This is a genomic window from Agrobacterium vitis, assembly GCF_014926405.1.
GTDB lineage: Bacteria > Pseudomonadota > Alphaproteobacteria > Rhizobiales > Rhizobiaceae > Allorhizobium > Allorhizobium vitis_H.
In genome coordinates, this window is record NZ_JACXXJ020000005.1 from 874,393 (window position 1) to 885,949 (window position 11,557).

General features: G+C 58.5%; 10 protein-coding genes. 1 reads left to right on the forward strand and 9 read right to left on the reverse strand.

Going from position 1 to position 11,557, the window contains the following annotated elements:
- Window positions 1-205: 205 nt before the first annotated feature.
- From IEI95_RS15165 to IEI95_RS15190, 6 genes are all read right to left on the reverse strand, one after another.
- The gene (locus IEI95_RS15165; protein WP_156533495.1) at window positions 206-1,207 is read right to left on the reverse strand and encodes a GlxA family transcriptional regulator; all 1,002 of its coding nucleotides are present in this window, start codon (window positions 1,205-1,207) and stop codon (window positions 206-208) included.
- Window positions 1,208-1,212: 5 nt separating this feature from the next.
- Window positions 1,213-1,779 (reverse strand): isochorismatase family protein, encoded by a 567-nt coding sequence (locus IEI95_RS15170; protein ID WP_156533494.1) that lies wholly within the window; start codon window positions 1,777-1,779, stop codon window positions 1,213-1,215.
- 201 nt (window positions 1,780-1,980) lie between these two features.
- Window positions 1,981-3,171 carry a lytic murein transglycosylase gene (locus IEI95_RS15175; protein ID WP_087728700.1) on the reverse strand — a complete coding sequence of 397 codons (1,191 nt, stop codon included), beginning with the start codon at window positions 3,169-3,171 and terminating at the stop codon, window positions 1,981-1,983.
- 116 nt (window positions 3,172-3,287) lie between these two features.
- Window positions 3,288-4,091: a glycoside hydrolase family 25 protein gene (locus IEI95_RS15180; protein ID WP_156533493.1), complete on the reverse strand. Its 804-nt coding sequence runs from the start codon at window positions 4,089-4,091 to the stop codon at window positions 3,288-3,290.
- 217 nt (window positions 4,092-4,308) lie between these two features.
- Window positions 4,309-4,995, reverse strand: coding sequence for a class I SAM-dependent methyltransferase (locus IEI95_RS15185; protein WP_234891027.1), 687 nt, complete (start codon window positions 4,993-4,995; stop codon window positions 4,309-4,311).
- Window positions 4,992-6,239, reverse strand: coding sequence for a BtaA family protein (locus IEI95_RS15190; RefSeq protein ID WP_156533492.1), 1,248 nt, complete (start codon window positions 6,237-6,239; stop codon window positions 4,992-4,994). Before IEI95_RS15190 ends, IEI95_RS15185 begins: the two co-directional genes overlap by 4 nt.
- 292 nt (window positions 6,240-6,531) lie before the next feature.
- Between IEI95_RS15190 and IEI95_RS15195 the strand changes: the two genes are divergently transcribed.
- Window positions 6,532-7,905, forward strand: coding sequence for a serine hydrolase domain-containing protein (locus IEI95_RS15195; protein ID WP_156533491.1), 1,374 nt, complete (start codon window positions 6,532-6,534; stop codon window positions 7,903-7,905).
- 54 nt (window positions 7,906-7,959) lie between these two features.
- Here the strand turns inward: IEI95_RS15195 and IEI95_RS15200 are convergent, their stop codons facing one another.
- The 3 genes from IEI95_RS15200 to IEI95_RS15210 all read right to left on the reverse strand — a co-directional run bounded on the left by IEI95_RS15200 (window position 7,960) and on the right by IEI95_RS15210 (window position 11,410).
- A complete protein-coding gene (locus IEI95_RS15200) occupies window positions 7,960-9,066 on the reverse strand; it encodes a transglycosylase SLT domain-containing protein (RefSeq protein ID WP_234891026.1) in 1,107 nt (368 codons plus the stop codon).
- 254 nt (window positions 9,067-9,320) lie between these two features.
- Window positions 9,321-9,956, reverse strand: a complete 636-nt coding sequence (locus IEI95_RS15205) for a LysE family translocator (RefSeq protein WP_156533490.1) — start codon at window positions 9,954-9,956, stop codon at window positions 9,321-9,323.
- 239 nt (window positions 9,957-10,195) lie between these two features.
- Window positions 10,196-11,410 carry a pyrophosphate--fructose-6-phosphate 1-phosphotransferase gene (locus tag IEI95_RS15210; protein WP_015916519.1) on the reverse strand — a complete coding sequence of 405 codons (1,215 nt, stop codon included), beginning with the start codon at window positions 11,408-11,410 and terminating at the stop codon, window positions 10,196-10,198.
- Window positions 11,411-11,557: the final 147 nt, after the last annotated feature.

An 11,557-nucleotide genomic window follows, 5' to 3' on the forward strand; every position in this document is an offset into this window, starting at 1 on the left:
GAATATGACCGTTTCGTGTCATTTGAAAAGCGAAATTTGTGCTGCGATGCAGCAGCCTGTCTGTATAAGCCCTTGGAAGAAAAGGTAACGTACGGAAACATATTGTTAAAATTGCGTGATAACGAAATATTTCATCGTTAATGGCGGCAATGTCATCGGCTTGAATCTGCACCGTTCCAGGACGGACGACTCGGTTTTGGTGAGGTCAGGGACTGCGCAATGCTGTTGGCGTTCCGCCGTGCAACTTTTTCCAGGCGCGGCGCATGTGTCGGGTGGATGCAAAACCAGAGCGTTGCGCAACGGTTTCCATATCCAACCGCGAAGCGGTGACCAGCTGATGGGCCAAGGCGACCCGAAGGCGGTTGACATAATCGGTTACGCTCATGCCGGTTTGCTCGTTAAACAGGCGCGAGAGGCTACGGGCGCTGGTGGCCGCAATGGCTGCCATGCTGGCAACCGTCCAGTGAGCGGCGGGGTCAGCCGAAACCGCATCCTGCACCTTGTGAATGACGGGATGGATATGATTACGCCCCTCAAGCCATGGGGAGAGTTGCGGGTCGTTCCCCGCCCGGCGCAGATAAACGACCAGGTAACGGGCAACGTTGAGTGCTATCGTGTGTCCTGCCTCTTCTGCTACCAAGGCCAGCATCATGTCGATACCGGCGGTGATGCCTGCCGTGCTCAACCTGTCCCGGTCCTGGATATAGAGGCGATTTTCCGCCACTTTTGCGGTGGGTGCCAACTGCCGCAACTCATCAATCTCGGTGTGGTGAGCGGTACAGGTATAACCTTCCAATAGTCCGGCGCGGGCCGCCAACAAGGCGCCAGAGCAAATGGTGACGAGCTTTACACCTGGCCGGACAGCAGACCGCAACCAGGCGACGATAGCGGCCTCATGGAGAAGATCGTCCGGCTCCGGCTCCGCATCGATTGCACCGAGCGGATGTGCGGCATTGCCCAGGACGATAATCATCGCGCCGTCGGCTACGGCATCCGGCAGCGGTTCGATCCCGGCAAGCGCCAGGCCGACCGAGCTGTTGACGTGGGGGGAGGGACCGACATATCGAACCGTGAACCGCACACTGTCCTGCTCAAGATTGGCCTTGCGCAGGACTTCCATCGGCCCTGCCAGATCCAGCAGCAGCAGGCGTGGCGGCACGACGACGATCATTTCGATAAGGCGCTGCGGCGGGATCAGTCCTGTCATCAAGTCTATGCCGCGAGTGTTGTGGGTGGGAGTGACAATGCCTGCTCGACCGTGGCAATGCGCGCGAAGCGACCGGCCAAAACCAGTTCGGTGCGGGCGCGGATCTCCGCCGCGCTCCATTCACGGCCCTGATCGTCGGTCATCGGAAAGGTGAGGGTGGCTTCACCAACAAAATCCACGCTATAGCCCAGGTCCGAAGCATGACGTGTCGTGGTTTCGCAACATTGCTCCGTACGGATACCTGATACGATCACATGGCGGATATTGTTTCGGGTCAGCCAGACATCAAGCCCCGTACCAACCAGCGCGCTATGCCGATGCTTGCGGAAAACCGCATCCGGTTCAATCGTCAAAGGGGACAGTGTGGAGACGAATCCGGAGGCCTCGCTAAAAGGGCCAGTGTCGTTCAAATGGAAAATCTGCACGGTGGCAATGCCCGCCTTGCGGGCGCCATCAATCAACGCCTGCTGCCGCTCCAGATAGGCGGGCAACTCGTCCTCGCGGAAATAGGAACTGTGGCGGAAGGATTGCTGTGCGTCGATGACCAGCAGGGCGGTGTCGGAATGTGTCATGGCCATTGCCTCCAAGGGAGCTTTTATCGTGAAGATGATGTCAGTCTAACGATGAAATTCCCCGGCGAAATACCGCTTTCTGACGAGGATGGGACAAATCGCGCCAATCTTTATTGACGATGCGCTCTGCTCTGTCGAGCATGAAAAAGCCGCGCACTCATGAGAATGCGCGGTTAAAACAACCGGAATTTTTGCTGAGGCTTAAAGTGCGGCCAACAGCGCCGGCGTTGGCCAGCCATCGGCAGGGATATTCCGCTTCAGCTGTTCCTTCTGCACGGCGTCACGGGTGCCGCCGCCCAGAATGCCGTCGATCTCGCCGACATCATAGCCGAGACCCTTCAGCTTGGTCTGCAATTCCTTCATCTGCACATCGGTCAATCCCTGTTCCGGATTGCCCTTCAGATAAGCCTCGGCACCTTCGAGACGTGTGGCGAAATAGGCGGCAGAGGTCGTGTAGATAAACGACTTGTTCCATTCCAGATAAATGCCGAAATTGGGATAGGTGATGAAGGCCGGTCCCTTGCGGCCCTGCGGCAGTACCAGTTCGCCCTCCAGATCGGCAAATTTGGTATTGCCATCGCGCGGCTTGACGCCGAGCTTGAACCAGTCGCCTGCCTTCATGCCGCTGTCGAAGCCGCTCTTTTCCCAGGGCAGGGTGTCCGGCACGGTGACTTCCTGAATCCACGGCTCACCGCGTTTGAAGCCGAGGTGCTGGATGAATTTCGCCGCCGTCATGATTGCATCGGGTGAGCTGGATTTCAGCGCCACATGGCCATCGCCATCGCCATCGACGCCGAAGGCAACGATATCCTTGGGCAGCATCTGCACCTGGCCAACTTCACCGGCCCAGGCACCGGTATTGGTGGCGGGGTCGAGATCGCCATGCTGAACCATGGTGATCAGAGCCAGCAATTGCGGGCGAAACAGTTCCGGGCGGCGGCAATCATGCGCCAGCGTTACCAGCGCATTGCGGGTGTTGAAATCGCCTTGGACAGCGCCGAAATCGGTTTCCATCGCCCAGAAGGCGGCGATCACGCCGGGGGCAACGCCGTATTCTTTTTCGGCCCGGTCGAAGACCGCGCTATATTGCTGCAATTTCTGCTTTCCCTGGTCCAACCGGCCTTTGGAAACGGTGCGGGAGGAAAATTCGGTAAAGGTCTGTTTGAACACGCCCTGGGCGCGGTCGCGGCCCAGCACTTTCTGGTCGATTTGCGCACCGGCCAGTGCCTTGTCGGCAGCCTCGGCCGACGCGCCATTGGCAACAGCTTCCGCCTTGACGCCAGCCAGAAAAGCGCTGAGATCACCGCCGCATTGCGGTGCCTGGGCAAAGGCCGTGCCGGCCATAAGGCCGCTCAACATGGCTGCGAGCGTGAAGCGAGACAGGATATGCATGGATAAAGCCCCCGGATATGAAAAGAACATGCTCCGCTCTGCCCAAGCTTTGTGACGGAAGCATGGAGAGGAGCCGGGTTTTGCCCGGCATGACGCAAAACTCCGGTCTGGAATTGTCAGTTTGCTGCGGTTTGCTGGGTCGGTAATGAGACGGCCTGCACCCATTTGCGCCAGTTCTGCTGGGTACCCGCAAAGACGTTTATGTCGGTATCGCCCTTGATGCCGGGGATGACGCCGGTCGAGGTATATTGCCAGAAGGCCCAGCGGCGGTCTGGATAGATTTCCGAGGGGTGCTTGGCGACGGCGCGGACCCAGAAATAATGATCCTGGAACGCGCCTTGCAAATTGTCCTTATGAAAATCGACCGATGTATAGATGATCGGCCGCTTGCCGTAATAGGCTTCCAGCCGGTCCATGAAGCGTTTCATCTCGCTGCGCACCACCTCAGCCGGGGGGCGTTTGGTGCAGGTCTTGGACGTGTGGTTCCACTCAACATCCAGAACGGGCGGCATGTCCATCGAGGCCTTCGGCACATTGGCGATGAACCAGTCGGCCTGCTCGTCGGCGCTGGAGCAGAAATAGTAGAAATGATAGGGCGCATGTGGCAGGCCAGCGGCATTGGCCTGCTGCCAGTAATCCGCAAATTTCGGATCGATCACATCCTTGCCTTCTGTGGCCTTGATGAAGGCGAAGGAGACGCCGGACTGGCGGACCTGCATCCAGTTGATATTACCGTTCCATTTCGACACGTCGATGCCGTGCACCTGATGGCGATGCGGGGAATTGATGCCGAAGTCCTGCGGGTCCTTGTCCTGGAATTTTGGCTGGATCGAGCCGGTTTCCATGAAATCGTAGCTCGTCGAAGTACAGGACGCCATTGCCAAACAAATCGGAATAAGTGCCAGGACCAGCGACCGCATCGAAAACCCATTCATTCAACTGTTATGCCAAGGCAGCGCATGCCCATGGCAAGATCAAAAGACGCGGAAAATCAGGAGATCACCGATCCGATGAAGCCAGACTGGGAAACCTCCAGCCTGACTTTGCTTCATCATCGTTAAAATGTGGTTATTTTCAACCGCTCATATCGATAGATCGAAAATACCGGCCTATTGGGCCGGAAAGAGCAGCGAACTCTCAGGCCGCTGGGCGGCGGATAATGGCATGCCACGCATAGCCACGATAGAGCGGTGAAAAGCTCAGTGTTGCGCCTGCGGCTTCAGTCTGGGCGGCCAGTTCGTCGCGCAGATTGGCCCGTGGCGTGACGTGAAACCGGGCAAGCCAGGCATGTAGGCCTGTTCGGAACCAGCCTGGCAATTGTTCCTGCTGGCCAAAATCGACGATATGCAGCGAGCCGCCGGGGTTTAAGGCGGCAAGCGAACAGGCAATTGCTTTTTGCCAGTCGGGGATCATCGACAGGGCATAGGAAATCAGCACGCGGTCGAAACCGGTCACGGCAAAATCCGCGGCGGTGAACGCCGAAGCGTCGGCGATGCGCAGATCTGGCTGGCGGGGGCGACCGCGAAAGTTACGCCTTGCCTGCACCAGCATTTCGCTGGAAATGTCGAGACCATAGAGATGCGACATCGGATAGAGCCGTTCGGTGCAGATCAGGTTGCGGCCTGTGCCGCAGGCCACTTCCAGCAGGCTACCATCCTTTGGCAGGTCCAGATCGACAATGGCGGTGTCACGCCCGAGCAGGTAATATTTGCGGGTCAGGTCATAGATATGACGCTGGCTGCGATAGACCTGATCCATCTTGCTGGCATGGTGCCGGTCCAAGTTCGGGCCGGAATGGTCCTGACCAATACGGGCATCGCTCATGCCGTCTTCTCATAGATATGGAAGCCGCCGTAAATCGCCGAGCGGTCAAGCGCGTTGAAATGCACGGACAGCTCTTTCAGATAGGACCATTGCTCGGCGAGCGCCGGGGAAATCCGACCTTCGATTACGCTTTTTTCGGCGGCGGTCCGGAAGATGACCCGCGCATCCTTGGCGGCGGTGCGGGTGATTTCGGTCCAGAGATCGTTCAACTGCTCGTCGGTCATCCAGTCCTGGGCATCGAGAAGAATGAAGCGGTCGACGCTGGCTGCGGGCTTGGTGGAGAGCAATTCGGTATAGCTGGCATGATGGACATTGACGCGGTCGACGCTGGTGCGGATCGTGCGGTAATAATCGGCCCGCAGATAATCCGGCAGCGCGCCTTCATGGGATTTTGGATAGCGGCGGGCGAAGGCCTGCCAGGCAAAATAATTATCCCGCAGCGAGAAGTGACAGGCGAGCTTTTCCAGCCGACCTTTCAGCACCGGGGCAATGGTGCCGGTTTCCGAAACGCTGGCCAGTTCGTCATATTGCTGCGGCGGAATGCCGAGGCCGAACAGCGAGCTTTTGCGATTGGTCAGCCAGCGGATAACAGGCTTTTCAAACAGCGGCGCGATGCGGGTTTCGAAAAACTGCCGTTGTTCGCGCGGGGTGCGGCACTGGGTGATTTCTTCCAGCTTGACGCCATGCAGGCGGGCCAGAAGATGCGTGGCGGTGATGAAGCGGCCCAAGAGGCCGGTACGGTAGAAATTGCCGTTGAACACCCGGATGCGGCGGCGTCCGGTCAGGGTGCGGCGGCTCCAGTAGCGCCGCGTGGTGGCGTCCAGATGCGGTGCCACATATTGCTCGACCATGGAGGCATTGCTGCGGGCATTGTCGGTTCCCAGCAGGCGCACCACGGCGGTGTGATCGGGCAGATGCCGGAAGGCGGCGAGCTTCAGCTTGTTGAGGGCGATGTGATGCGGGTTGAGATCGACGACGTCGATGCTGTCAGGCTCGCGCGACAGATAGGCCAGCATGTTGCAGCCACCGGAGCCGATGGTAACGATACGGTGTCCAGCGCCAAGCTGCATGGCCTGCATGTCGACATCCGGGTCTTCCCAGATCTGCGGATAGACCAGGCCGGAAAACAGCAGGCCGAACAACCGTTCCGACAAGCCCTTGCGTGACAGTGCATTGTGTTGAAGCAGCGCCGATTTCAGCTTCTGGTTTTTGCGGAATCCGGCATCTGGAACAAGTTCTGTCATGTGAAGGGTGCCCCGTTCTGAAGTTTTTATCGGAATAGTGGTTGTCCACTACAGTTTGATGACGGGGCCTGTTGACCAGTGGCCGGGCTGCGCGCCCGGTGAAAATACCGTGGTTTTTCAACCGTCATCCCCTTTCATGCCCGCTGTAATCATGCTTGCATGCAGACCTCGTGTGGCGGGTTGTGAAACAGAATCACCTTTCCGCTCCAGGTTATTGTTTAAGCATCGGATTTTCCGGATGTCGGTTCACAGTTCCCGATCCGCGACACCATCCGGGGCGGGAGGAAATCGCATGCGTTTGCTGATCAGGTTTGTCCAAGGACTGTTGCTTGGTGTCCTGGTGGTTATCGTCGGGGCTGCCACGTGGCTTTGGCTGGCTCCGCCGGAATTGCTGCGAGTCGGGACAGGCTACGCCGCCAAGATTGTTTGCTCAAATGTGTTCATCGCCAAGCGTGATCCGATGGACGTTTTGGCTGAGGATGTGCAGGCGCCGGGCCATCCGCTGTTGCGTTTCCTGCGGCTGGATGTCGACAGGGATGCAGGCATGGTCACGGCTTATATGTTTGGGGCTTTTGTACCCAGCACGGCCATTGCCCGACCCGGTCTGGGCTGCGCCAACGTGCCCGATGGAAAAATCGATGCGGCTCGCAAGGTGCATCTGCCGCAGCCGCTTGCCGTTGCGGCGGCCCCGAACCCGAACCCGGCACCCTGGCCGGATGGAACGGGCGCACCGCACACTGACCCGGTGCTGGCGGGCATTCTTGCTGATCCAGCCCTGACCGGGCCATCGATGCGCGCCACATTGGTGATTCGGGATGGAGAGTTGCTTGGTGAGGCCTATGGTCCGGGCTTTGGCCCCGATACGCCACTGATCGGCTGGTCAATGACAAAGACGGTCATGGCCATGCTGATCGGCCAGCGGATGGGGGAGGGCGGGCTTGACCTCGACAAGGACCATCTTTTGCCGCAATGGACCGACGGGCGCGCGGCAATTACCCTGCGTCAATTGATGGGCATGGAAAGTGGCCTGCGGTTCAACGAGGATTATGGCGATGTCAGCGATGCAACGCGCATGCTGTTTCTGGAGCCGGATCAGGCGGCATTCGTCGCCTCTCAGCCGCTGGACGCGACGCCCGGGACGCTGTTTCACTATTCGACCGGCACCAGCGTGCTGCTGGCCCGCCTGCTGATGGACAGCTTGCCGCCGGAACAGGCACTGTCTTATCCTCAAACATCCTTGTTCAAGCCGCTCGGCATGGCCAGCGCAGTGCTGGAGGCCGACGAAACCGGCACTTTGGCAGGTGGGTCCTATCTCTATGCCAATGCCCGCGATTGGGCCAAGCTTGCCCAATGCCTGTTGCAGGACGGTGTCTGGCAGGGGCGGCGTCTGTTGCCGGAAGGCTATGTAACAACCATGGCGACCCCGACAAAGTCATCCGGCGGCACCTACGGGCAGGGGCAGATCTGGCGGAGCGGGCCGGGCCGGGAACCTGATTCCACCTTCGGCATTACCGAAGAAACCCTCTGGTTTCAGGGTCATGATGGACAAACAATTGCGATTGTCCCGTCACGTAAGTTGATTGTGCTGCGGATGGGGCTGACGCCTGCCTGGGATAACTACAGGCCGCAGAAATTGCTGAAAGCGGTTCTGGACGCAATGCCGTAGGAAATCGAATCGACAGACAGGGACAGTGGTCCGTGTCGGCATGGACGAAGTGGTTTACTGCACTTCGTCCAGCAGGCCCTTGCGCTTGGCATCGAAATAATAGCCACGGGCATAGAGGCGAACGGCGTTGTCATTGTTGTTTTCGGCCACCATCCACGCACCGCGCAGATATTTGATCGCGTATTTCAGGTTGGTTTCCGGGTCGAACAGACCCTCTGCCGGACCTTCATAGCCTAGAGAACGGGCCGTATTATAGCGGATCTGCATCAGCCCGTAATTGCCACGACTATAGGCCGACGGATTGTAACGGCTTTCGCGGTGAATGACCCGGTGGATCAACGCGGAGGGCATTCCGTATAAGGCGGCATATTTGTTGACCAGGCCGTTGATGACCGTCGGGCCGCGGCTTGCCGTTTCACTTGTGCTTGAAGCGGAGCTTTTGGAGGCTTCCGGCGTGGCGCTCGGCACGGGGCCGGGGGCGCTGGTGTCGAATTGTGCATCAAGCAGGGCGAAGGATTTGACGACCGGCTTGGCCGGTGAGGCATAGGCGACCGACGATGAGGCAACAGAACCCGGGCGCGGCGTGGGAACGGCGGAATGCATGGCCATCACATCCGGCTGCAACGCTTCGTTTTCAAGGCCGATCGGCTCGTTGTCCGAAATCCGGGCTGGTGCATTGGCGGAAGACGGCACGGTGCTGACGGTTGGTCCGAGCGATGCGACCTGCGTCAGGCCTGGCTTCTGAATAGGATAGGGGCCTTGGCCAGTCGCGAGATTGACCGTCTGGCCTGTGCCCGAAGCGCCATTTATGGCGGCCAGCGCATTGTTTCCCGATGCGGTATTGGCAAGCGCGGTGACAGCAGATTGCGATGGAGGCGTCACGGCCTGCGTGCCAGGAACGACCGTCGTCATCGTGCCGTTTGCGGCGGCTACAGGTGTCGAGGCGCCTGTTGCGACGGTGCCATTTGCCGGTGCTACGGTACTGGCGCCCGGCTGTGTGACGCCTGGCTGCGCTGCGGCGGCAACGGCTTGATGAGCCGATGCGGGTTTTGGCGCTATATCGGCTTTGGAATTGTCATTGACATTGGTGCAACTGGAAAGGGCTGCGACGATGACAGCAGTGATGCTGATGGCAATCGTGCGGTCCGTTTTCGCTGTCATGCAGATGTCCGTCGGCTATTGAAACGAGCGCTGCCCACAGGCAACGCACGAACTATTAACATCGGATTCACAAATTTGACAGCCCCCTTGAAGTCTAATGCTAACGATCACTGAAAATGACCGTTGGTATTCCCTTTGCAAATATCTCAAGCCACTGATGCATTTGAGATATTTGCAATGCCTTCAAGGCGAGGATGTGGTCCACATCTTCGATGCCTTGGTCTAAAAGGGGATAACCTGTCAAAGACCGTGATTCAGGCGGCAATCCGGCGATAACCGGCGCTGACGGAACGGGCGGAAATCAGCATGGATTTGCCCTTTGGCTGCACCATACGGCGTGCCGAACGGCGGCGAATTATCCGGTCGAAAGAGTGTGCATAAATTGCCTGAAGCCCACAGACTAAGGCCGCGAGAGCCATGAAAGCCAGTTCCATGGTCAGAAAATCTCCGCTGAACGGCGAAAAGCCCGATGTGATCTGAGTGGTGATCGCCAACAGAAAGACCAGTGTGCGCGCATCCAGAGCCGAACCGATCACGGCCTGCGACACAATGACCATGGCGCGCCGGTCGGCCAGATTGTCGTTATCGGCCACCGGGCCAATATGCAGCGGCGCGCGCCAGAGTCTGAGTGCCAGAACCATCAATATGGCCATGCCTGGCCAGCGCAGGGCAGAGAGTGCCGTGGCGTTGATATTGCTGAGCGCTTGGGCCATTCCGAATACCAGGCACGCGGCGATGCCATAGCCTGTCATGCTGCCCAGCACGCAGAGTGTGGCAGCCCGACCGCCGCCCGCTTGCCGGCAGGCGATGATCCGCTTGGTATTGCGTCCAGGCACAACAAGGAAGGCAGCGCTTGCTGCTGAAAACAACAGCCAATCCTGAAATGTCATGGGCCTGCCTCCGTGTTCGGTCTGCCTGTGGCGGGATATCATCAACCTCATCCCGGCCCGGGCACTCCCGATATAAACATAGCAGCGCCGCATGCCCTTGGCACCGGCGCTGTCACAATAAATAGTCTGTCATTTCCGTTTCAAAACCCCAGGCGGATCCGAACAGTCATGCAGGCATGCTTCGGGCAATTACGCCGTCAGCATCGCCTGCAAACAGAAGCCACCATTCGCCGTCAAGGTCAATGTGCCGGACGGAATTTCTGGCCCAGATGGTCCATCACATCTTTGAACCATGGCGTAGAGAGGTCGAAAGCCTTGCCGCCCTTGATGCGGGGGAATTCGATGGCGCGCAATTTGCCGCCCTGGTCCTCGTCATGACCGGTGACGCCGGAGACGCCGTTCAATCCACTTTCAACAGCAAGGTCCACCATGCTCTGGATCAGCCGCAAGTCCTCGTAATTGGCCGGAGCCGAACGGGCGTAATAGCCTGACTTCTGCACCATAGAGCGCTCGGCATCGAGCAATTTGGCGAAATGCTTCTGGAACCAGCCGCCGACATTGATCGTATCGAGCTTTACATGGCCGAAAGCGTCGCGCTTGATCTCTTCGCCGGCCTTTTCCCGGTCGGCGATGATTTCATCCATGCAGGCGCCTTCCGAGACGAACAGCGTGACGAAGCCGGTGCGGTCCATCAGTTCCTTCAGCCGCTCGGCCTCGGCTTCCATATCGAAATGTGTCTCGGGCAGATAAAGACCGTCGATTGTCTTCAGTTCTTCATTCATCATGAAGCCCTCGACATATTCATTATGCTGGATGCGCTGGATATAGGCGCGGGCGGTCGCCGCAGTCAGCCAGCCGCAATGGCGGCCCATGACCTCATGAATGACCAGCGTGCGCGGCGCGGCACTCTGTTCGTTGGAAACATGGTCGAAGAAGCGGGCACCGACTTCCGCCGCGGTCCAGGCACCGAGCGACTGGCGGATCGGCACGACATCGTTATCGACGGTTTTGGGCAGGCCGACGACGGTCAGGTCATAGCCATTGGCACCGAGATAGGCGGCGAGATCGGCAGCCGTCGTATTGGTATCGTCACCGCCGATTGTGTGCAGAATGGTGATGCCATCGGCGGCCAGGCGCTCGGCGGCCACCTGCAACGGGTTCTGGCCTTCCTTGACCAGGCCGCGCTTGACGCAATCGGCGACATTGGTGAGCTTGACGCGGCTATTGCCGATGGGCGACCCGCCATAGCGATGCAGGACATGGGCCTGTTCGCGCATATGCTGGTTGATCTCGATCTTGTAGTCCATCAACAGGCCGCGATAGCCGGATTTATAGGCGACGATCTCGGCATCGGGTGCGATGTCGCTATAGCGCTCGATCAACCCGCCCACTGCCGATGAGAGGCAGGGTGCAAGGCCCCCGGCGGTCAGCAATGCGACTTTGGTCTTGGCCATCAAATCCTCCTTCTTGCGGACAAAGTGCCGCAGACGTTTACGAAATGGTGCCAATGGATGCGACAGAGGCCGGATGCTGTAAAGCGAAAAATTGAACAAAATCCGCAGTTTCGTGGAAATGTCATCAGCCACGGAAATATAATCGTT

Excerpts from the sequence above, each read along its gene's own strand:
- IEI95_RS15165 (WP_156533495.1), bottom strand. The coding sequence starts at position 1,207 with ATGACAGGACTGATCCCGCCGCAGCGCCTTATCGAAATGATCGTCGTC.
- IEI95_RS15170 (WP_156533494.1), bottom strand. The coding sequence starts at position 1,779 with ATGACACATTCCGACACCGCCCTGCTGGTCATCGACGCACAGCAATCC.
- IEI95_RS15175 (WP_087728700.1), bottom strand. The coding sequence starts at position 3,171 with ATGCATATCCTGTCTCGCTTCACGCTCGCAGCCATGTTGAGCGGCCTT.
- IEI95_RS15180 (WP_156533493.1), bottom strand. The coding sequence starts at position 4,091 with ATGCGGTCGCTGGTCCTGGCACTTATTCCGATTTGTTTGGCAATGGCG.
- IEI95_RS15185 (WP_234891027.1), bottom strand. The coding sequence starts at position 4,995 with ATGAGCGATGCCCGTATTGGTCAGGACCATTCCGGCCCGAACTTGGAC.
- IEI95_RS15190 (WP_156533492.1), bottom strand. The coding sequence starts at position 6,239 with ATGACAGAACTTGTTCCAGATGCCGGATTCCGCAAAAACCAGAAGCTG.
- IEI95_RS15195 (WP_156533491.1), top strand. The coding sequence starts at position 6,532 with ATGCGTTTGCTGATCAGGTTTGTCCAAGGACTGTTGCTTGGTGTCCTG.
- IEI95_RS15200 (WP_234891026.1), bottom strand. The coding sequence starts at position 9,066 with ATGACAGCGAAAACGGACCGCACGATTGCCATCAGCATCACTGCTGTC.
- IEI95_RS15205 (WP_156533490.1), bottom strand. The coding sequence starts at position 9,956 with ATGACATTTCAGGATTGGCTGTTGTTTTCAGCAGCAAGCGCTGCCTTC.
- IEI95_RS15210 (WP_015916519.1), bottom strand. The coding sequence starts at position 11,410 with ATGGCCAAGACCAAAGTCGCATTGCTGACCGCCGGGGGCCTTGCACCC.